The sequence below is a fragment of the Micromonospora foliorum genome (assembly GCF_022229015.1).
In the GTDB taxonomy this organism is placed as follows: domain Bacteria; phylum Actinomycetota; class Actinomycetes; order Mycobacteriales; family Micromonosporaceae; genus Micromonospora; species Micromonospora foliorum.
Genome location: NZ_JAKKFF010000214.1, coordinates 1 through 21,890, shown reverse-complemented (window position 1 = coordinate 21,890; position 21,890 = coordinate 1). Strand labels below are relative to the sequence as shown.

Sequence of the window (21,890 nt, the reverse complement as noted above, 5' to 3'; positions counted from 1 at the left end):
CCGCAGCCTCACCGCGCCGCGGGGCTGGGACGTCGTCCGGCACGAGGGCGAGTTCGAGCCGCCGCCGCCCACCACGGACGACTTGGTCGCGCTGGCCGAAGCGGTCCGCGAAGCCGCCCGCCCGGCCCCCCGCCCCCCGGAGCCGGACCAGAACCGTCCCGAGAACCCCCACCAGACCGGCCGCCGAGGCCACCTCCGAGTAATCCCCCCCAACCACTAATCTCCCGCACCCAGCCCAACCCGGCCGCCTTCCCGCCGCCCCCGCCCGGGCCCCGCCTTTCCGGCCCGGCCCGGCCCTTCGGCGCCCCAGCCCGACCCCCGCCCTTCCTGCGTTGATCATGAAGTTATTGCTCTCTGCCTCGGCGTGTCGGGGCAATAACTTCATGATCAACAGAGGTGGGTTGGTGGGTGGGTGGGGTTAGAGCTTGGTCCAGGCTTGGGTTAGGACTGTGCGGAGAATCTGCTCGATCTCGTCGAAGTGTTGCTGCTCGGCGATCAGGGGCGGGGCCAGCTGGATGACAGGGTCGCCCCGGTCGTCGGCCCGGCAGTAGAGGCCCGCCTGGAACAGGGCGGTGGAGAGGAAGCCGCGCAGCAGGCGCTCCGACTCGGCCTCGTTGAACGTCTCCCGGGTGGTCTTGTCCTTGACCAGTTCGATGCCGTAGAAGTAGCCGTCGCCGCGGACGTCGCCGACGATCGGCAGGTCGTACAGCTTCTCCAGGGTGGCCCGGAAGGCGTCCTCGTTGGCGCGTACGTGCCCGACCAGGTCCTCGCGGGCGAAGACCTCCAGGTTGGCCAGAGCAACCGCGCAGGAGACCGGGTGCCCACCGAAGGTCACCCCGTGGGCGAACATGCCGGTCTCGGTGAGGAACGGTTCCATCAGCCGGTCGCTGGCGATCATCGCGCCGAGCGGGGCGTAGCCGGAGGTGATGCCCTTGGCGGTGGTGATGATGTCCGGCTGGTAGCCGTAGCGCACCGCGCCGAAGTACTCACCCAACCGCCCCCACGAGCAGATCACCTCGTCGGAGACGAGCAACACGTCGTACGCGTCGCAGATCTCCCGTACCCGATCGAAGTAGCCGGGCGGTGGCGGGAAGCAGCCGCCGGAGTTCTGCACGGGCTCCAGGAAGACCGCGGCGACCGTGTCCGGCCCTTCCCTTTCGATGGCCCGACCGATCTCGTCGGCGGCCCAGCGGCCGAAGGCCTCGGGGTCGTCGCCGTGCTCGGGCGCCCGGTAGAAGTTCGTGTTCGGCACCTTGATCGCGCCCGGAACCAGTGGCTCGAAGTCGCTCTTGATGCCCGGCAGGCCGGTGATCGACAGGGCGCCCATGGAGGTGCCGTGGTAGGCGATGTATCGGCTGATCACCTTGTACTTGTTGGGCTTCCCGGTGCGCTTGAAGTAGGCGCGGGCCAGCTTCCACGCCGCCTCGACGGCCTCGGAGCCGCCGGTGGTGAAGAAGACCCGGTTGAGGTCGCCGGGGGTGAGCCCGGCGATCCTCTCGGCCAGCTCGATGGCCTTCGGATGCGCGTACGACCAGAGCGGGAAGTAGGCCAGCTCGCCGGCCTGCTTGGCGGCAGCCTCGGCCAGCTCGGTGCGGCCGTGGCCGGCGTTTACCACGAAGAGCCCGGCGAGCCCGTCCAGGTAGCGGCGACCCTGCGCGTCCCACACGTACGCTCCCTCGCCGCGCACGATCGTCGGCACCTCGCCGGCGGAGTAGCTCGCCATCCGGGTGAAGTGCATCCAGAGGTGGTCGGTGGCGTTGGCCATGTCAGCCCCATCGGTCGTCGGGCCGGTCAAAGGGGTGAGGCCGGCCGCTCTGTCAACGGTTATCGCACAGTCTCAGCCTCCGAAGCAAGTGTTATCGGCGGTATCACGGTCAGTTGGCGACGGATTTAGCGTGCAGGTGTCATGGATGCAACGGAATCCGTACTGCCGCCGACTGGTTGATCCACGGTCGGAAGGGTCGGAGGTGTGCTGGTGGCTGCCTTTGGAGCTGAATCGTTTGCGACATCACGGCCGCCCTGTCGAGTCGCGCTCGGCTGCCCTGGTCGGGCCTGCCCGGGTCGGCCTGCATCGCTTGGGTCGGGGCCTGCTGATCGGTCGGGCCTGCTTGCCACGGCAGCTGCGTCGGCCAGCCGCTCCGCTCTGCTCGCGCTTGCCCTGCCCGTGTCGCGCCAGCCCTGCCCGTGTCGCGCCAGCCCTGCTCGGGTCGCGCTTGCCCTGCTCGGGTCGTGCTTGCCCTGTTCGGGTCGTGCTTGCCCTGTTCGGGTCGCGCCTGCCCTATCCGCGTCGCGCCTGCCCTGCCCGTGTCCCGCCTGCCCTGCTCGCGTCGCGTTTGTCCTGCTCGTCGCGCTTGCCCTGCTCGGGTCGCGCCGGCCCCATCCGCGTCGCGCCTGCACTGCCCGTGTCCCGCCAGCCCTGCTCCGTCGCGTTTGCCCTGCCGCGCCGCGTTTGACGGCCGTTCGACTCGCGCCTGTCGAACGGTCAGGCCGGCTCGTCGTCGGGTCCTGCCGGCCCTCGAATCGTTTGCGACATCAGCTCCAAAGGGCCCGACTGTCGGTAGCGCCTCCCTCTGCCGCCGGCTCGATTCACTCCGGTTCGTTGAAATCGCGGTGTCCGGGCGCGGTTGATACCGCGATATCAATGAAGTCGAGTGGATCAAGCCGGGGGGTCACGCAGCGCGGGCCGGGGGTCGGGGGGTGACGCCGGGCCGGGGGCCAAAGGCGCGGGCCGGGGGACGAGGTGACGCGGGCCGCGGGGCGGGGTGGCGCGGGCCGGGGGCCAAAGGCGCGGGCCGGATGGCGGGGTGACGCGGGCCGGGGGCCAAAAGGCGCGGGCCGGTGACTGAGTGACACGGAGGCGCGGCCTGGGTCGGGAGGCGCGGCTTGGAGGGGCCGGAGGGACGCGGGTCTTGGGACGCTGGTGGGGCACTTCGGGGACGGTCGGGGGGCGTCCTGGCCGCGCGCGAACACGTCCCACCGCAACACGCCGGTAGGTCGCAGACACGGACACGCAGCGTGGCTATCGTCCGCCGCAACGTGCATCGAGCGGCGTCGCAGCGCGCCTGCCGGGCGGCGGAGAATTCCGGATCGTCCGTTACGGCACGAGGAGCGGCGGGAGGGTCCGGTGGCGAACGAGGCGTTGCGGGTGGCGATGGCCGAGGCGGGGGAGACCGTCGAGTCGTTGGCCGAGAAGGTTGGCGTCGACCCCAAGACGGCGGCGCGGTGGCTCGCATCGGGGCGCATCCCGCATCCGCGTACCCGGGTGGCGGTGGCTCAGGTTCTGCGCCGAGAGGCGGCCGACCTCTGGCCGGAGCCGTTCCGCCGTCGTGACCTGCCGTGGTTCCGGCCGTGGGCCGAGCTGGAACAGGACGCCACCTCGCTCCGGTCGTATGAGCCGCTGCTGGTGCCGGGTCTGCTCCAAACCGAGGGGTACGCCCGCGCGGTCCTGAGCACTGGTGGACTGGTCCCACCGTCCGAGGTGGACCAGATCGTGGCGAGCCGCCTCGAACGGCAGGCGGTCCTCTGCCGCGACGCCCCACCCCAGCTCGTGGCGGTAATCGACGAGGTGGTGCTGCGCCGGCCGGTAGGCGACGGGTCGGTGATGGCGGGACAGCTCAGGCACCTCGCGTCGGCAGCCGAGTGGGAACACGTACAGGTCCGGGTCATTCCGGCCGAGAGTCCGTGGCACACCGGTTTGGCCGGACCATTCGTTCTGGGGCGGCTGCCCGACGGGACCGAATTGGCGTATCTCGACAACCAACTCCGCGGTCAGGTCGTGACCGATCCCCTCGACGTCGCTAGCCTGGGACGCAGGTGGGAGAGCGTCACCGGCGAGGCGTTCCCCCAACGCCGGTCGATCGAGATGATCAGGGAAGTGGCCACGACATGGACATGACCGACGCCCGCTGGCGCACCGCGACCCGCAGCAGCAACAACGGTGGCAATTGTGTCGAGGTGGCCGACAATCTGCCCGGTCGGGTGCTGGTGCGCGACAGCAAGGACCGCGACGGCGGCACGCTGACCTTCGCGCCGCTGAGTTGGCGCTCCTTCGTCAAGCAGTTGCGGCAGGGCTGACATGACCGACGCCCGCTGGCGCACCGCGACCCGCAGCAGCAACAACGGCGGTGACTGTGTCGAGGTGGCCGACAACCTGCCCGGTCGGGTGCTGGTGCGCGACAGCAAGGATCGCGACGGCGGCACGCTGACCTTCGCGCCGACCGCCTGGGCTTCGTTCGTCGACGCGGTAGGCGCGGTCGACACGGTCCGCGCGGCGGGCCGCTGATCCACTCGGCATCACGGAAACCGGGGCATCACGGCGGCCGGGACACCCCGACTTCCGGAAAGCCGAGTCGATCAAGGGAGGCTCAGGCCGTACCCCAGGTGTAGGTCTGCTTGCGCAGCTTGAGATAGACGAACGCCTCGGTGGAGAGCACCCCGGGCACCGCGCGCAGCCGCTGCAGGATCTCCAGCAGGTGGTCGTCGTTGCGGCAGACCACCTCGGTGAGCAGGTCGAACGACCCGGCGGTGATCACCACGTAGTCGACCTCGTCCAGCTCGGCCAGCCGGTCCGCGACCGCCTCCAGGTCGCCGTCGGTACGTAGGCCGATCATCGCCTGCCGGTTGAAGCCGAGCTGGAGCGGGTCTGTCACCGCCACGATCTGCATGACCCCGGAGTCGAGAAGTCGCTGCACCCGCTGACGGACGGCCGCCTCGGACAGCCCCACCGCCTTGCCGATCGTCGCGTACGGGCGGCGGCCGTCCTCCTGGAGCTGCTCGATGATCTGTTTGGCCACGTCATCCAGCAGAGCGTGATTGGCGCCTTCACGGACAGCGACGCGTCGACCGCCGTTGCTGTTCTCGTGCTGCCGGTTTGTCATTGCCCACTCCCCATGTCCCGAATCGTGATGTCGCGCGTGTATCCCCGCGCAGTCTGGCGTATTTCGTCGTGCATCGCTAATCCCGCAACGGAATCCCTTGTAAGGGAGGTCACCTCATGTCAGGATCAGTCGTCCATGGCACTTAACCCTTCCGACATTCCCGCCGGCGTGCCTCCCCGTCCCGCCCGCCGACGATGACCCCCTAGGAGTCGTCATGCGTACTCCCCTCCGGCCCCTCTCCCGGCGTGGACTGCTCACCGGCACTCTCGGTTCGGCCGCGCTGCTCACCATGGGCGGCAGCCTCGCGGGCTGCGGCACCAAGGGCGCGCAGCAGACCGAAGCTGGCTGCGTCAGCGAGGACCTCTCCGGCACCGAGAAGAAACTGGCCTTCGCCAACTGGCCGCAGTACATGGACGTGGACGAAAAGGACGAGTCCAAGCGACCGAGCCTCGACGAGTTCATCACGAAGACCGGCATTCAGGTGACCTACACCGAGGACATCAACGACAACAACGAGTTCTTCGGCAAGGTGCAGAACCAGCTCGCCGCCTGTCAGAGCACCGACCGCGACATCATCGTGCTGACCGACTGGATGGCGGCCCGGATGATCCGGCTCGGCTGGATCCAGAAGCTGGACCCGGCGAAGATCCCGAACGTGCAGGCCAACCTGCTTCCGTCGCTGCTCAACCGTCCCTTCGACACCGAGAACCGGATCTCCATCCCGTGGCAGTCCGGCCTCGCCGGTCTGGCGTACAACGGCAACGTCACGAAGGAACTGCGGACGGTCGACGAACTGCTCACCCGCCCCGACCTCAAGGGCAAGGTGACCGCGCTCAGCGAGATGCGCGACACCATGGGCCTGCTGCTCGGGTCGAACGGGCACGACCCGGCCAACTTCACCGCCGCCCAGTTCGACGACGCCCTCAACAAGCTCAAGAAGGCCGTCGACTCCGGGCAGATCCGCAAGTTCACCGGCAACGACTACGCCCCCGACCTGGCCAAGGGCGACATCGCCGCGTGCATCGGCTGGTCCGGCGACGTCATCCAACTGTCCGGTGAGGACGAGAAGGTGCGGTTCGTCGCGCCGGACTCCGGCGTGATGCTCTTCAGCGACAACATGATGGTCCCCAACAAGGCCACCCACAAGGGCAACGCCGAAGCGCTGATCAACTACTACTACGAGCCGGCGGTCGCGGCGAAGCTCGCCGCGTACGTCAACTACATCTGCCCGGTCAAGGGCGCGCAGGCCGAGATGGAGAAGATCGACCCCGAGCTGGCCGCCAACCCGCTGATCTTCCCCGACGACGCGCTGCTGTCGAAGTCCAAGGTGTTCATGGCCCTGGACGAGAAGCAGGAGAAGGAGTACGAGGGCAAGTTCCAACAGATCATCGGGGCGTGACGCGGATGGCGCGCGAGACACCCGCCGGCGACCTGCGCCTGGCCGACCTCACCAAACGGTTCGGCGTCTTCACCGCGGTCGACGACCTGAGTCTGACCATCGAGCAGGGCTCGTTCTTCGCGCTGCTCGGCGCGTCCGGCTGCGGCAAGACCACCACCTTGCGGATGATCGCCGGCCTGGAGGAGCCGACCAGCGGCCAGGTGCTGCTCGGCGACCGGGACATTGCCCGACTGCGGCCGTACAAACGACCGGTCAACACCGTCTTCCAGAGCTACGCGCTCTTCCCGCACCTCAACATCTTCGAGAACGTCGCCTTCGGGCTGCGCCGACGCGGCATCCGCTCGGTCGACGACGAGGTCACCCGGATGCTGTCGCTCGTGCAGCTCGACGGCTACGGCAACCGCCGCCCCGCCCAGCTCTCCGGCGGTCAGCAGCAGCGGGTCGCGCTGGCCCGCGCCCTGATCAACCGGCCGCAGGTGCTGCTGCTCGACGAACCGCTGGGCGCACTCGACCTCAAGCTGCGCCGACAGATGCAGATCGAGCTGAAGCGCATCCAGACCGAGGTCGGCATCACCTTCGTCCACGTCACCCACGACCAGGAGGAGGCCATGACCATGGCCGACACCGTCGCGGTGATGAACGCCGGTCGGATCGAGCAGTTGGGTGCCCCGGCCGACATCTACGAGTTCCCCGCCACCGCCTTCGTGGCGAACTTCCTCGGCCAGTCCAACCTGCTCGCCGGCGAGGCCACCGGCGTCAGTGGCGGCGACGTCGCGGTGACGGCGCACGGCACGCGCTTCTCGGTGCCCGCCGGCCGGTCGCGGGCCGACCACGGCCCGGTTCACCTGGGGGTACGCCCGGAGAAGCTGATTCTGGTCGGCTCCGCCGACCAGGTGCCCGCTGGCCATCAGCACGTCACCGGGGTGGTCACCGACGCCTCCTACGTGGGAGTCAGCACGCAGTACCTGCTGCGCACCGGCTGGGGCACCGAGTTGTCGGTCTTCGCCGCCAACAGCGGAACGTCGACGTCGGTGGCGGTCGGCAGCGAGGCCGTGGCGTACTGGGATCCGCGGCACGCCTTCCTGCTGCCCCGCGACGCCGCCGACAGCGACCGGACGTCGCCGGTGCTCGACGAGCCGGTGGGTGTGTCGTCGTGACCCTGCTGGCCCCCACCGGAGCGGGGCACCCGCCAGCCGCGCCACCGGCAGCCCGGTCCGGGCGGCGCCGGCTCCTGCCGTACCTGCTGTTGTTGCCCGGTGCGGCCTGGCTGCTCATCTTCTTCGGTGTGCCGCTGCTGCAGTTGGCTGCGGCCAGCCTGTACGACCCCAGCGGCTCGCTCTCCACCGGGTACGCGATGACCTGGGCGGTCGGCAACTATCCGGACGTGGTGCAGGCGTACTGGCCGCAGTTCCTGCGCTCGTTCGGCTACGCCGGGCTGGCCCTGGTGCTGGCGCTGCTGCTGGGCTACCCACTGGCGTACGCCATCGCGCAGAAGGCCGGCCGCTGGAAGAACCTGCTGCTGGTGTGTGTCGTCGCGCCGATGTTCACCAGCTTCCTGGTCCGCACGCTGGCCTGGAAGACGATCCTGTCGGACAACGGCGCGCTCGTCGGTCTGCTGCGCGACGTGCACCTGCTCGCTCCCGACGGTCGACTGCTGGCCACGCCGTTCGCGGTGGTGCTCGGCCTGACGTACAACTTCCTGCCGTTCCTGGTGCTGCCGCTGTACGCGAGCCTGGAGCGGCTGGACCACCGGTTGCTGGAGGCGGCCACCGACCTGTACGCGAGCCCGGTGCAGGCGTTCCGTCGGGTGACGCTGCCGCTGTCCATGCCCGGCCTGGTCGCCGGCACGCTGCTGTTCTTCATCCCGGCCAGCGGCGACTACATCAACGCGGAACTGCTCGGCAGCCCGAACGAATACATGATCGGCAACGTCATCGACTCGGCGTTCCTGGTCCGACTGGACTACCCGCAGGGCGCCGCGCTGTCGTTCCTGCTGATGGCGGCGATCCTCGCGGTGGTCTTCGGCTACCTCCGTCGAGCCGGCACGGAGGAGGTCCTGTGAGCGCGAGGAGCGCAGCGCACCGGAGCCCCGCAGTCGCGAACGAAAGGCGGCTCTGGTGAGGGTTTCCCGCTGGTTGGCGGACCGCTGGGTGATGATCGTGGCGTTGCTGGTGCTCGGCTACCTGGCGCTGCCGATCCTGGTGGTGGCCGCGCTGTCGTTCAACCGGCCGTCGAGCCGACTGTCGTACGACTTCAACGAGTTCACCCTCGACAACTGGCGGCAGCCGTGCGCCACCTCGGACATGTGCGACGCGGTAGTCCGCAGCGTGCAGATCGGCTTCATCGCCACCGTCGTCGCCACCGTGCTCGGCACGCTGATGGCGTTCGCGCTGGTCCGGCACCGGTTCCGTGGCCGGTCCGGGATCAACGTGCTGATCTTCCTGCCGATGGCCACCCCCGAGCTGGTGATGGGCACGTCGTTGCTGGCCCTGTTCGTGTCGGCGGGCGTACCGCAGGGGTTCTGGACCATCGTGATCGCGCACGTGATGTTCTGCGTGTCGTTCGTGGTGGTCACCGTGAAGGCGCGGCTCGCCGGGATGGACCGGCGGCTGGAGGAGGCCGCCATGGACCTCTACGCCAGCGAGTGGCAGACCTTCCAGCGGATCACCCTGCCGCTGGTGCTGCCCGGCATCGTGGCCGCCGCGCTGCTGGCCTTCTCGTTGAGCTTCGACGACTTCATCATCACGAACTTCAACGCCGGCACCACCGTCACGTTCCCGATGTACGTCTGGGGCGCTGCCCAGCGTGGCATCCCCCCGCAGGTCAACGTGATCGGCACCGCGATGTTCGCGGTCGCGCTGCTGCTCGTCGGGCTCAGCTCGCTGCGCGGGCGACGGGCCCGACGCGCCAACCTGCTGGCCGGGCCGGCAACTCCCGCGCGTCGGTCGTCATGACGCCCCCGCCTGCGGTTCGGCCTCCGGATCGTCCGACCGGTGGGCCGTCATGACGCTCCCGGACACCGGGCGGGCGTTGGCCGACGCGGCACCCGTGCCGTACTGGCTCGATCGCCCGGACCGCCCCGACCCGCTTCCGCCACTGGCTGGCCGGCACTCCGCCGACCTGCTGGTGATCGGCGGCGGTTACGGCGGGCTGTGGACCGCATTGTTGGCGAAACAGGAGGACCCGGACCGGGACGTGCTGCTCGTCGACGCCGGGACCTGCGGTTGGGCCGCGTCCGGGCGCAACGGCGGGTTCTGCGCCGCCTCGCTGACCCACGGCCTGGCCAACGGCGTCGACCGGTTCCCCGACGAGGTCGGCGAGTTGGAACGCCTCGGCCGGGAGAACCTGGACGCCATCGCCGCCACCGTCGCGAAGTTCGACATCGACTGCGACTTCGAGCGCACCGGCGAACTGGCCGTCGCCGTCGAGCCGTACCAACTCGACGGGCTGGCCGCCGACGCGGACCTGGCCCGCCTGTACGGCCACCGGGTGCGGCTGCTCGACCGGGACGAGGTGCGCGCCGAGGTGCACTCACCGACGTACCTGGGTGGGATGTTCGACCCCGACCGGGTGGCCATGGTGGACCCGGCGAAGCTGGCCTGGGGTCTGCGCCGCGCCTGCCTCGACCTCGGCGTACGGGTGCACGAGCACACCCGGGTCACCGGTCTGCGCGCCGACGGCCCGGCCCTGCACGCCAGCACCCTGGGCACCGATCCCGCCGCCCTGCCGGCCAACCCGGGTCAGGCCGACACCCGGGCCGCCGGCCTGCCCGGCTCGGTACGGGCGCGCCGGGTCGTGCTGGCCACCAACGCGTTCCCGCCGTTGCTGCGCCGACTGCGGGCGTACCTGGTGCCGGTCTACGACCACGTGCTGATGACCGAGCCACTGACCCCGGCCCAGCGCGACGCCATCGGGTGGCGCAACCGGCAGGGGCTGGCCGACACCGCCAACCAGTTCCACTACTACCGGCTCACCGCCGACGGGCGGGTCCTCTTCGGCGGCTACGACGCCGTCTACCACTACGGCAACCGGGTCGCCCCCGAGTTGGAACAACGAGCGGCCACCTTCACCACCCTCGCCCGCCACTTCTTCACCACGTTCCCGCAGCTCGCCGACGTGCGGTTCAGCCACCGCTGGGGCGGCGTCATCGACACCTGCACCCGGTTCTGCCCGTTCTTCGGCACCGCCTACGGCGGTCGGCTCGCGTACGCGGCCGGCTACACCGGCCTCGGCGTCGGGGCCACCCGCTTCGGCGCCCGGGTGCTGCTCGACCTGCTCGACGGCGGGAACACCCCGCTGACCGGGCTCGACCTGGTTCGCCGCAAGCCACTGCCGTTCCCACCGGAACCCGTCCGCGCGGTCGGCATCAATCTCACCCGCTGGTCACTGGCCCGCGCCGACGCGCGCGAGGGCCGGCGCGACCTCTGGCTCCGTACTCTCGATCGTTTCGGTTTGGGGTTTGATTCCTGATGCGTGTCCTCCTCGTCGGCGCCGGTGGCGTCGGCTCCGCCGCCGTAGCCATCGCCGCCCGACGGGCCTTCTTCGAGATCATGGTGGTCGCCGACCACGACCCCGTTCGCGCCGAGCGGGCCGTCGCCGGGCACGGTGACCGATTCGTCGCCGCCCAGGTGGACGCCTCCTCGGCGGACGCGGTCACCGCGCTGTGCCGGGAGCACCGGATCACGCACGTGCTCAACGCCGTCGACCCGCGGTTCGTCATGCCGATCTTCAACGGTGCGTTCGCGGCCGGCGCGGACTACCTGGACATGGCGATGTCGCTGTCGCACGCCGAGACCGGCGTGAAGCTCGGCGACGAACAGTTCGCGCTGGCCGACACCTGGTCGGCGGTCGGTCGGCTGGCGCTGTGCGGCATCGGGGTCGAGCCCGGCCTCTCCGACGTGTTCGCCCGCTACGCCGCCGACGAACTGTTCACCGAGATCGACGAGATCGGCGTCCGGGACGGGGCGAACCTCACCGTCGACGGGTACGACTTCGCGCCCTCGTTCTCCATCTGGACCACCATCGAGGAGTGCCTCAACCCGCCGGTCGTCTGGGAGCGGGACCGGGGCTGGTTCACCACCGAACCGTTCTCCGAGCCGGAGGTCTTCCACTTTCCGGAGGGGATCGGGCCGGTCGAGTGCGTCAACGTCGAGCACGAGGAGGTGCTGCTCATCCCGCGCTGGGTCAAGGCCCGGCGGGTCACCTTCAAGTACGGCCTCGGCGACGAGTTCATCGACGTGCTCAAGACGCTGCACAAGCTCGGTCTGGACGCGGTCTCCCCGGTGCGGGTACGCGGCGTCGACGTGTCCCCGCGTGACGTGGTGGCCGCGAGTCTGCCCGACCCGGCCACACTCGGCGCCCGGATGCGCGGCAAGACCTGCGCCGGCACCTGGGTACGCGGACTCGGCCCGGACGGGCAACCCCGCGAGGTCTACCTGTACCACGTGGTCGACAACGAGTGGTCGATGCGGGAGTACGGCCACCAGGCGGTGGTCTGGCAGACCGCCGTCAACCCGGTCGTCGCATTGGAGTTGCTCGCCACCGGCGCGTGGGCCGGTGTCGGGGTGCTCGGGCCGGAGGCGCTGCCCCCGATGCCCTTCCTCGACCTGCTCACCGGCTACGGCTCGCCCTGGGGCCTGGAGGAACGGTGAGCCTGCCCCGCTGACGGCATCGCGACAGTCGCTGAACCGCTGAAGCGCTGAACCGCTGAACCGCTGGACCGCGTCGATCATGGAGTTGTGGTGGGCGGAAAGAGCTGTTCCGAGGCTTCTGTTCGGCACCACGACTCCATGATCGACGCAGGCGGTGGACTCGGCGCATAGCACGGACGGGGTGAACTTCGGCGGTTGTGCACAGGGCTGCTAGTTATCCACAGGGTGCTGGGCTGGGGTCGAAAGGCGCTGGCCTGGTGCTGCAGATTCCTGCGGCATGGCAGAGCCTCTGTATCGATACTCGGAGTTACTCGCGGCCGGCCTTAGTCGGGAACAAGTACGCAGGTTGCTCGATCTGTCCAGCCTGCACCGGATGTCGCGGAGCATCTACGCGCAATCGGCCGACCAGGCTGGACGCCTACCGGCAATCTTCCGGCGGCTGCCCGCCACGGCCGTCGTCGGCTTTCACACCGGCGCGCAACTGCATGGCTTCGGTGACGCTCGAAGCTCCGACGTGCACGTGATCGTGCCGGCGGGGGAGAAGGTCCCGCACATTCGAGGCGTCGTTACCCACGAGGCGGTGCTGCCGGTGCGTGATCCGGTGCTGCTCGCGGGAGTGCCTTGCGCGCCCGCCGTCAGGTGCGCGGTAGACCTGGCCCGGTCGTTGCGTCGGATGGAAGCGATGCCGTTGCTGGATCTTTGTCTTCGCGTCGGTGCGTGCCAGCCCGAGGAGCTCCGGGTCGAGGTCGCTCGGCACGATCGTTTGCGGGGAGTCTGTCAGGCGCGCGATCTCGTGCCACGCGCCGATCCTCGGGCAGAGTGCCGGCAGGAGAGCCAACTGCGCCTAGTGCTGATAGACGGCGGCTTGCCACCGCCGGAGCCGCAGATCTGGGTCCCAGACAGCTACGGGATACCGCTCTATCGCCTGGATCTCGGTTATCGGCAACACCACGTGGGCGTCGAGTACGACGGGTCGTCCCACCTGGATCGTGCCCGCCTCCAGCACGATCGCTCTCGAACGAACTGGCTCGCCGCCAACGGCTGGCAAATGCGCCACTTCACGGACCGGGACCTCTACCGTCGCCCCGCCCACATCGTCCGAACCTTGATCCCCCTCCTGCACCCCTAGCCCTCAGCCACTCCCCTTCACCCCATCGCTCCCGTCGATCATGGAGTTGTGGTGCCTCACGAAAGGTGCGAAACGGGAGGCAACTCCCACCACAACTCCTTGATCGACGGGCGGGGGCGGGGGCGGGGGCGGGGGCGGGGTTGGGGCTTGTTGTGGCGCAGGTCACCCCTCGTGCCGCCGCCGTGCTCCTTGGGACGGACCGCGCAGATGGCGTGAGACGGGTACGAAGTCGGCGGGGTCTGGCTTGCGGTGGTTTGCCCGCTGGACACTCGCGTGGAGGATGGCTGCGGCGGGTGCTTACAGAACCCTTAACCCGGGCCTGCGACGGTATGCCGGGCAAGCCGAACTCGGGGGAGCGGAAAACGTGCGGGTGCTGGTGGCGGACGACGAGCGGTTGTTGGCGGACACGGTGGCCGAAGGGCTGCGGCGCCTTTCGATGGCCGTCGACGTCTGCTACGACGGTGACGGTGCGCTGGAGCGGGTCGGGGTGAACCGGTACGACGTCGCGGTGCTGGACCGGGACATGCCCGGGCACACCGGCGACGAGGTGTGCCGCAGCATCGCCGACTCACAGGCCGGCACCCGGGTGCTGCTGCTCACCGCGGCGGCCGGCATCCGGGACCGGGTGGAGGGCCTCGGGCTCGGCGCGGACGACTACCTGACCAAGCCGTTCGCCTTCGCCGAGTTGGTGGCCCGGGTGCAGGCCCTCGGGCGGCGGTCCACGCCGGCTCTGCCACCGGTGCTCGCCCAGGACGGCCTGGTGCTGGACGTGGGCAGGCACGTGGCCAGCCGGGACGGCCGCCCGCTCGCGTTGAGCCCGAAGGAGTTCGCGGTGCTGCACGTGCTGCTGCGCGCCGACGGTCAGGTGGTCAGCGCCGAGGAGTTGCTGGAGCAGGCCTGGGACGAGTTCGCCGACCCGTTCACCAACGCCGTACGGGTCACCATGATGACCCTGCGCAAGAAGCTCGGTGATCCCGCGATCATCCACACCGTTCCGAAGGCCGGCTACCGCATCGGTGGTACGGCGTGAGCTGGACGCCCCGACGTCGGGTGCTGCTGGTGGGGCTGCTGGCGCTGCTGGCCGGGCCGGTGCTGCCAACGATGGGCAAGTGGCTGACGGGAGTGACCTGGACCTGGGGGCAGCAGTTCTGTGACCTGCCCCTGCCCGGGTTGTCGGCGGTGTGCCGCGACGTGCGGCCGGGGGCGTTCGTGCTGCCCCTGGCGGCCGTACTGCTCGTGACCCTGGCCGCCCTGGTAGGGCTCTGGTTCGGCGCGGTCTGGTGCCTGCGTCCGGTCGCCGACCTGGCCGGGCCGATCGGGCACCTCGGCCCGCAGAACCTCGGCCACCGGATCCGGCCCCGGGGCCGCGACGAGTTGGCCCGGCTGGCCCGGGCGATCGACGAGATGATGGAACGCGTCTCCGCCGGGTACGAGGGGCAGCGGCGGTTCGCCGCGAACGCCTCGCACGAGCTGCGTACGCCGCTCGCCGTGCAGCGGACGCTCATCGAGGTCGGCATGGCCAGGACGCTCAGCGGCGAGCAGTTGGAGTTGTTGACCGGTCAGCTGCTGGAGACCAACGAGCGCAACGAACGCCTGATCGAGGGCCTGCTCGCGCTCAGCGAAAGTGACCAGGGCCTCCGTTCGCGGATACCCCAGCGGTTGGACACGATCGTCGAGGCGGTGCTGGCCGGGTACCTGGACCGGGCCCGGGAGGCCGGGATCACCATCGAGACCCACCTCGTGCCCCGGGTCGTCGTCGGCGAGCGGGTGCTGCTGGAGCGCCTGGTCACCAACCTGGTGGAGAACGGGATCAAGTACAACCGGCCGGGCGGATCGCTGAAAGTCGTGGTGAACCAGGTGCCCGCGCTGTCCGTGGTGAACAGCGGCCAGCCGGTGCCCGCCGAGGCGGTGGCGGGTCTGTTCGAACCGTTCCGCCGGCTCGCCCGGGACCGGACCTCGCAGGGCGGGGGCGCCGGCCTGGGACTGGCCATCGCCCGCTCGATCACCCAGGCGCACGACGGCATCATCGCGGCCCGGCCCGCCGAGCACGGTGGCCTGCGGGTCGACGTCCAGCTACCCACCCTTACCTGACGCTTCACCCACCTCGGGGTCCACGTACCGCTGGATCCCGCCTGTGGTGTGCCCGAAAAGGAGAGACGATGTCACGCACCGTTGGCCAGGTCCGGGCCGATGTCGAGGAGGCCAGCCGCTGGCTTGCCGGCCGCGTGGTCCGCACGCCCGTGCTGCGGTCCCCGGTGATCGACGAGCTCACCGGGGCGCGGGTCCTGCTCAAGGCCGAGAACCTCCAGAACGGCGGCTCGTACAAGATGCGGGGCGCGCTGCGCGCGGTCGGCCGCCTCGCCGCGGCCGGCCACAGCGGGGTGATCGCGCAGAGCACCGGCAACCACGCGGTGGCGGTGGCGTTGGCGGCCCGGCAGCACGGGCTCGCGGCGACCGTGGTGCTGCCGGTCGACGCCGCGCCGACGAAGGTCGACCGGGCCCGCGCGGCGGGGGCGCGGGTGGTCTTCGCCGGCACCGGCGTCGAGGAGCGGGTGGCGGTGGCCAACGGGCTCAGCGACGAGAGCGGTCACCCCGTGATCGACGCGTACGACCACCCGGACGTGATCGCCGGGCAGGGCACCGCGAGCCTGGAGCTGATCGAGGAGGCCGAGCGCGCGGGGACGCCGTTGGACGCGCTCGTCGTACCGGTCGGTGGTGGTGGCGGGGTGGCCGGCGCGTGCCTGGCCGCCGCCGGCTCCGGCATCGAGGTGTACGGCGTGGAGCCGGTGGGCTGCGACTCGCTCGCCCGCAGCCTGGCGACAGGTGTCCGCGTGCCGGTCGCGCCGGCTCCCACCATCGCGGACGGGCTGCGGCCGTCCTGCGTGGGCGAGCTGCCGTTCGCCATCGTGCGGGACACGCTGCGCGGGGTCGTCCGGGTCGACGACGACGAGATCGCGGCGGCGTTCCGGCTGATCCTGACGGAGCTGAAGGTGCTCGCCGAGCCGTCCGGGGCGGCCGGGCTGGCCGGTGCCCTTCGGCTTCCGCCGGGAAAAGAGCGCCGGCGGACCATCGGCGTGGTGCTGACCGGCGGAAACGTGGAGGCGGGGCTGGTGGCCCGGTTGATGGCCCCGCGCTTTGCCGACGTGGCTGGGGAAGGGGCGGCGGCGTGAGCGCGCCAATTCGGATCGGAATCCTGTTCGGTGGACCGTCGGCGGAGCACGAGGTGTCCTGTGCCTCCGCGCTCGGGGTGGCCCGGGCGCTCGCCGGCGGCGGCTACCGCACGGTCGCCATCGGCGTCACCCGCACCGGCGGGTTTCGGCTGATGCCCGACGCGCTGCTGGCCGAGCTGCGCGACCGACCGGCCGGCGAGCGGGCCATCGACGACCAGCTGGTGGTGACCGGGCCGGCAGTGGAGCTGCGGGCCGGTCCGCGTCCGGGTGTCGTGCAGGTGTCCGCCGGCAACGCCCCCGGTGCGGTGCACGCCGAGCTGGACGTGGTCTTCCCGGTGCTGCACGGCCCGTACGGGGAGGACGGTGTGGTGCAGGGGCTGCTGGAGTCGCTGAACGTGCCGTATGTCGGGTGCGGCATCCTCGCCTCGGCGGTCGGCATGAACAAGGTGGCGATGAAGCGGGCGCTGCGCGCCGAGGGCATCCCCGTCACCCCGTACGTGGCGTTCGACGCGCACACCTACCGGGCGGTCGACGACCCGGAGAAGCTGGTGACCGGGCTGAGCCGGCCACTCTTCGTCAAGCCGGCCAGCATGGGTTCGTCGATCGGCATCTCCCGGGTCGGCGAGGGTGACGACCTGGCCGCCGCCGTGGAGGAGGCGCTTCGCCACGACCAGCTCGTCATGGTCGAGCAGGGTGTCGCCGGCCGGGAGTTGGAGTGCGCCGTGCTCGGCGGCTGGCGTCCCGAGGCGTCGGCGGTGGGCGAGGTGCGGGTCACCGGCGGCTGGTTCGACTACCAGCAGAAGTACTTCGGCGACGCCGACCCGATGATCGTCCCCGCCGTGCTGCCGGACGAGGTGACCGCGCGGGTCCGCGAGCTGTCACTGCGGGCGTTCGCCGCGATCGGCGGTTGGGGTCTGGCCCGGGTCGACTTCTTCTACGACGAGACGGCCGGTGAGCTGTACGTCAACGAGCTGAACACCATGCCGGGCTTCACCGCGCACTCGATGTACCCGAAGGTGTGGGCCGCCGTCGGGGTCAGCTATCGGGAGGTGGTGGACCGACTCGTCGAGTTGGCCCTGCTCCGGCACGCGGAACGCCCCGCGAGCACGACGGGGAGCATCCGATGATCCTGCTCTCCGATCCCCGGGTGGCGGCCGTGCCCAGCGCCGACGACGGCGAGGAGTTCGTGGACCTGCGTGAGCTGCCGGAGCTGCGGCTCGACGCCCGGGCGGCCGACCCGGCCGGGGCGTACGCCCGGTTGCGGGCCGGTGTCGTGGACCGCCTGCTGGCCGCGCAGCGTGCCCTGCCCGGTGGGCTGCGCCTGCTGGTGGTCGAGGGCTACCGGCCGTACCAGGCGCAGTTGACCATTTTCACCGGCTACCGGGACGAGCTGCGCCGACGGCACCCGGACTGGTCGCCGGAGCGGCTGCACCGGGAGACCACGAAGTTCGTCTCACCGGTCGAGGTGGCCCCGCACAGCACGGGCGGCGCGGTGGACCTGACGCTCTGCACCGACGACGGTGTCGAGCTGGACCTGGGTACGGCCATCGACGCCACCCCGGAGGACAGCGCCGACGCCTGCTTCACCGCCGCGCCGACGATCGGCGGCACCGCCCGTCGGCACCGGCAGATCCTGGTGGACGCCCTCGGCGGCGCGGGGATGGTGAACTACCCGACCGAGTGGTGGCACTGGTCGTACGGCGACCGTTACTGGGCGCTGATCACCGGGGCGCCGCACACCCGGTACGGGCCGGTGGACCTGGCCGCCGCACGATCGATACCCGTGCCGGCTGAACGGTAGGACGCTCCGGTCCGTACCGGTGGGTGAAGGACACCACCGAGGACGGGAGTGACGGCGATGAGGGTGCAGCGCAGGCACGTGCTGGCGGCGAGCGTGGCGGTGCTCGCCGCGGTGGGCGTGTCGGTGGGGACCAGTTTCGGGTTCGCCGACACGGCCCCGGCACGCTCGTCGGTCTGCTCCGGCTCGGTCACCTTCTCGGCGGAGGGCGGGTCGCCGGCGGCGACAAGCGACCGGTTCCCGGTGGGTACCAGGCTGCGGGTGACGAACCTGGACAACAACCGGGCGGCCACGGTGACGGTCACCGGCCCGTCGGGCAGTTGCGTGCTGCTCAACGCGGCGGCCATGGAGCTGGTCCGGGAGCCGGGGAAGAACGTGATCCGCCGCAACGTGGTGGAACGCGTCGACGGCGCGGCACCGCCCGCCGCCGCACCGGCACCCGGCACGGTCCGCCCCGGCGCCGCGTCGCCCGGCGCGCCCGGCCCAGCGCCCCGGTCGGCGTGCACGGGAGCGATCACCTTCTTCGAGGAGGCGGCCGGGCCGGCGGCGACCAGCGGGCAGTTCCCGGTGGGCACCCGGCTGCGGGTGACCAACCTGGACAACAACCGGGCGACCACGGTGACGGTGACCGGCCCGTCCGGCAGCTGCGTGCTGCTCAACTCCGCCGCCATGGAGCAGATCCGCGAGCCGGGCAAGAACCTGGTGCGCCGCAACACGGTCGAGGTGCTGCGCTGACATCGGGGGAGGGGCCCGTGCACCGGGCCCCTCCTCCGGTCAGCCGAAGGCGGCGTCGAGGAGATCGGCACCCCGGCCGAGCTGCTCGTCGGAGATCACCAGCGGGGGCAGGAAGCGCAGCACGTTGCCGTACGTGCCGCAGGTCAGGGTGAGCAGGCCGGCGGCGTGACAGGCCGCCGAGACCGCCGCGGTGGCGACCGGATCGGGGGTGAGCGTGCCCGGCAGCACCAGCTCCACGGCGAGCATCGCGCCCCGCCCGCGTACCTCGGCGACCCGGGGATCCCGTTCGGCGATGGCCCGTAGCCGGGGAACCAGCACCGACTCGATCCGTCGGGCCGCGCCGGCCAGGTCCAGCTCGTGCAGGGTCTCGATGGTGGCCAGCGCGGCGGCGCAGGCGATCGGGTTGCCGCCGTACGTGCCGCCGAGCCCGCCGACGTGCACCGCGTCCATCAGCTCGGCCCGACCGGTGACCGCGGCCAGCGGCAGGCCACCGGCGATGCCCTTGGCCAGGGTCACCAGGTCGGGTTCGACGCCCTCGTGCTGGCAGGCGAACCAGTCACCGGTCCGGCAGAAACCGGTCTGGATCTCGTCGGCGACGAAGACCACACCGGCCGCCGTTGCCCAGGCACGCAGCGCGGGCAGGAAACCCGGCGCGGGTACGACGAAGCCCCCCTCGCCCTGGATCGGCTCGATGAGCAGCGCGGCGACGTTCTCCGCGCCGACCTGCTTCTCGATCATCTCGATGGCCCGGGCCGCCGCCTCCGCGCCGGAGAGCCCGCCATCGCGCAGCGGGTACGACATCGGCACCCGGTAGATCTCCCCGGCGAACGGCCCGAACCGGTGCTTGTACGGCATGTTCTTCGCGGTCAACGCCATGGTCAGGTTGGTCCGGCCGTGGTACGCGTGGTCGAACACGACGACCGCCGGCCGCCCGGTGGCGTGGCGGGCGACCTTCACCGCGTTCTCCACCGCCTCCGCGCCGGAGTTGAACAACGCCGAGCGCTTCTCGAAGCCGCCGGGCGTCAACGCGTTGAGCTGCTCGCACACCGCCACGTACGACTCGTACGGCGCGACCATGAAGCAGGTGTGGGTGAACCGCTCCACCTGCGCCCGGACCGCCTCGACCACCCTCGGGGCCGAGTTGCCCACGCTGGTCACGGCGATGCCGGCGGCGAAGTCGATCCACTCCCGGCCGTCGACGTCGGTGATCGTCCCGCCGGACGCGTGGTCCACGTAGGACGGAATCACGCTGCCGACACCCCGGGCCACGGCACCGCCGCGCCGCTTGTGCAGCTCCTCGCTCGACGGCACAGCGCCGCTCTTCGTTCGCGACTGCGGGGCTCGCAAACCCGGCTCACTCCTCGCGCTCACGGTTCAGCTGCCCAGGTTGTGCATGACGTGCTTGATCCGGGTGTAGTCCTCCAGGCTGTAGACCGAGAGGTCCTTGCCGTGCCCGGAGTGCTTGAAGCCACCGTGCGGCATCTCGGAGACGAACGGGATGTGCGTGTTGACCCAGACGCAGCCGAAGTCCAGGCGACGGGTCATCCGCATGGCCCGGCCGTGGTCCCGCGTCCAGACCGACGCGGACAGGCCGTAGTCGACGCCGTTGGCCCAGCGCACCGCCTCGTCCTCGTCGGAGAAGCGTTGCACGGTGATGACCGGCCCGAACACCTCGTCCTGGATGATCTCGTCGGCCTGCCGCAGCCCAGAGACCACCGTCGGGGCGTAGAAGTAGCCGCGGTCGCCCTGGCGGGACCCGCCGGTCTGGATCGCCGCGTGGTCCGGCAGGCGGTCCACGAAGCCGCTGACCCGGGTGAGCTGGTTGGCGTTGTTCAGCGGACCGTAGAGGACGTCGGCGTCGTCGGGGGCGCCGGTCTTCGTGTTGCGGGCCTGCTCGGCGAGCGCCGCCACGAAGTCGTCGTGGACGCCGGGGCCGGCCAGCACCCGGGTGGCCGCCGTGCAGTCCTGCCCGGCGTTGAAGTAGCCACCCAGGGCGATGGCCTCGGCCGCCGCCGCCACGTCCGCGTCGTCGAAGATCACCACCGGGGCCTTGCCGCCCAACTCCAGGTGGGTCCGCTTCAGGTCGGGGGCCGCCGCGGCGGCGACCTCCATGCCCGCGCGGGTCGAGCCGGTGATCGACACGAGCTGCGGAGTCGGGTGCGACACGAGGGTACGACCGGTGTCCCGGTCGCCGCAGACCACGTTGAACACCCCCGGCGGGAAGAACTCGGCGGCGATCTCGGCGAGCAGCAGCGTCGACACCGGCGTGGTGTCCGACGGCTTGAGCACCACCGTGTTGCCGGCGGCGAGCGCGGGGGCGATCTTCCAGACCGCCATCATCAGCGGGTAGTTCCAGGGGGTGACCTGCGCGCAGACGCCGATCGGCTCACGCCGCACGTAGGAGGTGTGCCCGGCCAGGTACTCCCCGGCGGACCGCCCCTCCAACATCCGGGCGGCGCCGGCGAAGAACCGGAACTGGTCCACCGCCGGGGGAAGCTCCTCCTCGGCGGTGAGCTGGCGGGGCTTGCCGGTGTTGCGTACCTCGGCGTCGACCAGCTCGGCGGCCCGCGCCTCCACGGCGTCGGCGAGCTTGAGCAGCGCCCGCTGCCGCTCGGCGGGAGTGACCTCCCGCCAGCTCTCGAACGCGGTGGCGGCGGCGGTCATCGCCGCGTCCACGTCGGCGGCGCCCGAGACCGGGGCCTGGGCGAACACCTCACCGGTGCAGGGGTCGACCAGGTCGGCGTAGCCGCCGTCGACCGGGTCGACGTAGGAGCCGTTGACGAAGTTGCGCAGCTGCTGCTGGTCACTCATGACGGGATCACTCCGAGGGGGCCGGGGGCGCGGTTCTGCGGCGGTTATCGCAATCTCTCTGCCATCTTGGCCACCGAATTCGCGGCAGACAAGGGTTATCGCGACTGTTTCCGTCGGCAGGTCCCTCGGTTACGCTGCTCGGCGTGGAGCCCACACCCTTCTTCGTCGCCTCCCGCCCCGCCACCGGCGAGGGTGAGCTGGCCGTCCACCACCCGTACGACGGCCGCCCGGTGGGGCGTACCACGCTTGCCACGCCCGACCAGGTCGACGCCGCCGTCGCCGCGGCGGCCGGGGTGGCCGCGCAGGCCGCGGCCCTGCCC

21 protein-coding genes and 1 pseudogene are annotated in these 21,890 nt (G+C 70.8%); 18 read left to right on the top strand and 4 right to left on the bottom strand.

What is annotated here, in order from left to right:
* A partial coding sequence (locus PSH25_RS16630) for a DUF3499 family protein (RefSeq protein WP_238659945.1) occupies window positions 1-220 on the top strand: 220 nt, incomplete at its 5' end.
* 198 nt (window positions 221-418) lie between these two features.
* Here the strand turns inward: PSH25_RS16630 and PSH25_RS16625 are convergent.
* Window positions 419-1,765 carry an aspartate aminotransferase family protein gene (locus PSH25_RS16625; protein ID WP_238659944.1) on the bottom strand — a complete coding sequence of 449 codons (1,347 nt, stop codon included), beginning with the start codon at window positions 1,763-1,765 and terminating at the stop codon, window positions 419-421.
* 1,386 nt (window positions 1,766-3,151) lie between these two features.
* On the opposite strand from PSH25_RS16625, the gene PSH25_RS16620 reads away from it, so the two are divergent.
* The 3 genes from PSH25_RS16620 to PSH25_RS16610 are packed head-to-tail and all read left to right on the top strand — an operon-like array spanning window position 3,152 to window position 4,282.
* Window positions 3,152-3,895 carry a helix-turn-helix domain-containing protein gene (locus PSH25_RS16620; protein WP_238659947.1) on the top strand — a complete coding sequence of 248 codons (744 nt, stop codon included), beginning with the start codon at window positions 3,152-3,154 and terminating at the stop codon, window positions 3,893-3,895.
* Window positions 3,886-4,074 carry a DUF397 domain-containing protein gene (locus tag PSH25_RS16615; RefSeq protein ID WP_238659943.1) on the top strand — a complete coding sequence of 63 codons (189 nt, stop codon included), beginning with the start codon at window positions 3,886-3,888 and terminating at the stop codon, window positions 4,072-4,074. The genes PSH25_RS16620 and PSH25_RS16615 overlap by 10 nt, the downstream gene beginning before the upstream one ends.
* Before the next feature lies 1 nt (window position 4,075).
* Window positions 4,076-4,282, top strand: coding sequence for a DUF397 domain-containing protein (locus PSH25_RS16610; protein ID WP_238659942.1), 207 nt, complete (start codon window positions 4,076-4,078; stop codon window positions 4,280-4,282).
* 82 nt (window positions 4,283-4,364) lie between these two features.
* On the opposite strand, the gene PSH25_RS16605 is transcribed toward PSH25_RS16610, so the two are convergent.
* Window positions 4,365-4,877 carry an Lrp/AsnC family transcriptional regulator gene (locus PSH25_RS16605; protein ID WP_238659941.1) on the bottom strand — a complete coding sequence of 171 codons (513 nt, stop codon included), beginning with the start codon at window positions 4,875-4,877 and terminating at the stop codon, window positions 4,365-4,367.
* Between the two features lie 214 nt (window positions 4,878-5,091).
* On the opposite strand from PSH25_RS16605, the gene PSH25_RS16600 reads away from it, so the two are divergent.
* The 13 genes from PSH25_RS16600 (at window position 5,092) to PSH25_RS16540 (ending at window position 18,759) form a co-directional block, all read left to right on the top strand.
* The gene (locus tag PSH25_RS16600; protein WP_238659940.1) at window positions 5,092-6,276 is read left to right on the top strand and encodes a polyamine ABC transporter substrate-binding protein; all 1,185 of its coding nucleotides are present in this window, start codon (window positions 5,092-5,094) and stop codon (window positions 6,274-6,276) included.
* Window positions 6,277-6,281: 5 nt separating this feature from the next.
* On the top strand, window positions 6,282-7,433 hold the full coding sequence (locus PSH25_RS16595; protein WP_238659946.1) for an ABC transporter ATP-binding protein: 1,152 nt from the start codon (window positions 6,282-6,284) through the stop codon (window positions 7,431-7,433).
* Window positions 7,430-8,338 carry an ABC transporter permease gene (locus PSH25_RS16590; RefSeq protein ID WP_238659939.1) on the top strand — a complete coding sequence of 303 codons (909 nt, stop codon included), beginning with the start codon at window positions 7,430-7,432 and terminating at the stop codon, window positions 8,336-8,338. The genes PSH25_RS16595 and PSH25_RS16590 overlap by 4 nt, the downstream gene beginning before the upstream one ends.
* 55 nt (window positions 8,339-8,393) lie before the next feature.
* The gene (locus PSH25_RS16585; protein ID WP_238659938.1) at window positions 8,394-9,230 is read left to right on the top strand and encodes an ABC transporter permease; all 837 of its coding nucleotides are present in this window, start codon (window positions 8,394-8,396) and stop codon (window positions 9,228-9,230) included.
* Window positions 9,231-9,279: 49 nt separating this feature from the next.
* The gene (locus PSH25_RS16580) at window positions 9,280-10,746 is read left to right on the top strand and encodes an NAD(P)/FAD-dependent oxidoreductase (RefSeq protein ID WP_238659937.1); all 1,467 of its coding nucleotides are present in this window, start codon (window positions 9,280-9,282) and stop codon (window positions 10,744-10,746) included.
* Window positions 10,746-11,927, top strand: coding sequence for a saccharopine dehydrogenase family protein (locus tag PSH25_RS16575; RefSeq protein WP_238659936.1), 1,182 nt, complete (start codon window positions 10,746-10,748; stop codon window positions 11,925-11,927). Before PSH25_RS16580 ends, PSH25_RS16575 begins: the two co-directional genes overlap by 1 nt.
* 346 nt (window positions 11,928-12,273) lie before the next feature.
* Entirely contained in the window at window positions 12,274-13,056 is a 783-nt protein-coding gene (locus PSH25_RS16570; RefSeq protein ID WP_238659935.1) for a type IV toxin-antitoxin system AbiEi family antitoxin, read from the top strand.
* 364 nt (window positions 13,057-13,420) lie between these two features.
* Window positions 13,421-14,086, top strand: a complete 666-nt coding sequence (locus tag PSH25_RS16565) for a response regulator transcription factor (protein ID WP_238659934.1) — start codon at window positions 13,421-13,423, stop codon at window positions 14,084-14,086.
* Entirely contained in the window at window positions 14,083-15,147 is a 1,065-nt protein-coding gene (locus PSH25_RS16560; RefSeq protein WP_238659933.1) for a sensor histidine kinase, read from the top strand. Before PSH25_RS16565 ends, PSH25_RS16560 begins: the two co-directional genes overlap by 4 nt.
* A 68-nt stretch (window positions 15,148-15,215) precedes the next feature.
* Entirely contained in the window at window positions 15,216-16,226 is a 1,011-nt protein-coding gene (locus PSH25_RS16555; protein WP_238659932.1) for a threonine ammonia-lyase, read from the top strand.
* Window positions 16,223-17,353: a D-alanine--D-alanine ligase family protein gene (locus PSH25_RS16550; RefSeq protein WP_238659931.1), complete on the top strand. Its 1,131-nt coding sequence runs from the start codon at window positions 16,223-16,225 to the stop codon at window positions 17,351-17,353. The genes PSH25_RS16555 and PSH25_RS16550 overlap by 4 nt, the downstream gene beginning before the upstream one ends.
* Complete coding sequence (locus PSH25_RS16545) at window positions 17,350-18,027, top strand: M15 family metallopeptidase (protein WP_238659930.1); 678 nt, start codon at window positions 17,350-17,352, stop codon at window positions 18,025-18,027. Before PSH25_RS16550 ends, PSH25_RS16545 begins: the two co-directional genes overlap by 4 nt.
* A gap of 57 nt (window positions 18,028-18,084) precedes the next feature.
* On the top strand, window positions 18,085-18,759 hold the full coding sequence (locus tag PSH25_RS16540) for an RlpA-like double-psi beta-barrel domain-containing protein (protein ID WP_238659929.1): 675 nt from the start codon (window positions 18,085-18,087) through the stop codon (window positions 18,757-18,759).
* Between the two features lie 39 nt (window positions 18,760-18,798).
* Here the strand turns inward: PSH25_RS16540 and gabT are convergent, their stop codons facing one another.
* Window positions 18,799-20,106, bottom strand: a complete 1,308-nt coding sequence (gene gabT, locus PSH25_RS16535) for a 4-aminobutyrate--2-oxoglutarate transaminase (protein WP_274527550.1) — start codon at window positions 20,104-20,106, stop codon at window positions 18,799-18,801.
* Window positions 20,107-20,133: 27 nt separating this feature from the next.
* The gene (locus PSH25_RS16530; RefSeq protein ID WP_238659927.1) at window positions 20,134-21,570 is read right to left on the bottom strand and encodes a gamma-aminobutyraldehyde dehydrogenase; all 1,437 of its coding nucleotides are present in this window, start codon (window positions 21,568-21,570) and stop codon (window positions 20,134-20,136) included.
* A gap of 143 nt (window positions 21,571-21,713) precedes the next feature.
* On the opposite strand from PSH25_RS16530, the pseudogene PSH25_RS16525 reads away from it, so the two are divergent.
* Window positions 21,714-21,890: pseudogene (locus PSH25_RS16525) on the top strand (aldehyde dehydrogenase family protein); the annotation flags it as partial.

Coding starts and splice junctions, on each gene's coding strand:
- PSH25_RS16545 (WP_238659930.1), top strand. CDS start 17,350: ATGATCCTGCTCTCCGATCCCCGGGTGGCGGCCGTGCCCAGCGCCGAC.
- PSH25_RS16580 (WP_238659937.1), top strand. CDS start 9,280: ATGACGCTCCCGGACACCGGGCGGGCGTTGGCCGACGCGGCACCCGTG.
- PSH25_RS16615 (WP_238659943.1), top strand. CDS start 3,886: ATGGACATGACCGACGCCCGCTGGCGCACCGCGACCCGCAGCAGCAAC.
- PSH25_RS16575 (WP_238659936.1), top strand. CDS start 10,746: ATGCGTGTCCTCCTCGTCGGCGCCGGTGGCGTCGGCTCCGCCGCCGTA.
- PSH25_RS16605 (WP_238659941.1), bottom strand. CDS start 4,877: ATGACAAACCGGCAGCACGAGAACAGCAACGGCGGTCGACGCGTCGCT.
- PSH25_RS16595 (WP_238659946.1), top strand. CDS start 6,282: ATGGCGCGCGAGACACCCGCCGGCGACCTGCGCCTGGCCGACCTCACC.
- PSH25_RS16600 (WP_238659940.1), top strand. CDS start 5,092: ATGCGTACTCCCCTCCGGCCCCTCTCCCGGCGTGGACTGCTCACCGGC.
- PSH25_RS16620 (WP_238659947.1), top strand. CDS start 3,152: ATGGCCGAGGCGGGGGAGACCGTCGAGTCGTTGGCCGAGAAGGTTGGC.
- PSH25_RS16555 (WP_238659932.1), top strand. CDS start 15,216: ATGTCACGCACCGTTGGCCAGGTCCGGGCCGATGTCGAGGAGGCCAGC.
- PSH25_RS16540 (WP_238659929.1), top strand. CDS start 18,085: ATGAGGGTGCAGCGCAGGCACGTGCTGGCGGCGAGCGTGGCGGTGCTC.
- PSH25_RS16530 (WP_238659927.1), bottom strand. CDS start 21,570: ATGAGTGACCAGCAGCAGCTGCGCAACTTCGTCAACGGCTCCTACGTC.
- PSH25_RS16610 (WP_238659942.1), top strand. CDS start 4,076: ATGACCGACGCCCGCTGGCGCACCGCGACCCGCAGCAGCAACAACGGC.
- PSH25_RS16625 (WP_238659944.1), bottom strand. CDS start 1,765: ATGGCCAACGCCACCGACCACCTCTGGATGCACTTCACCCGGATGGCG.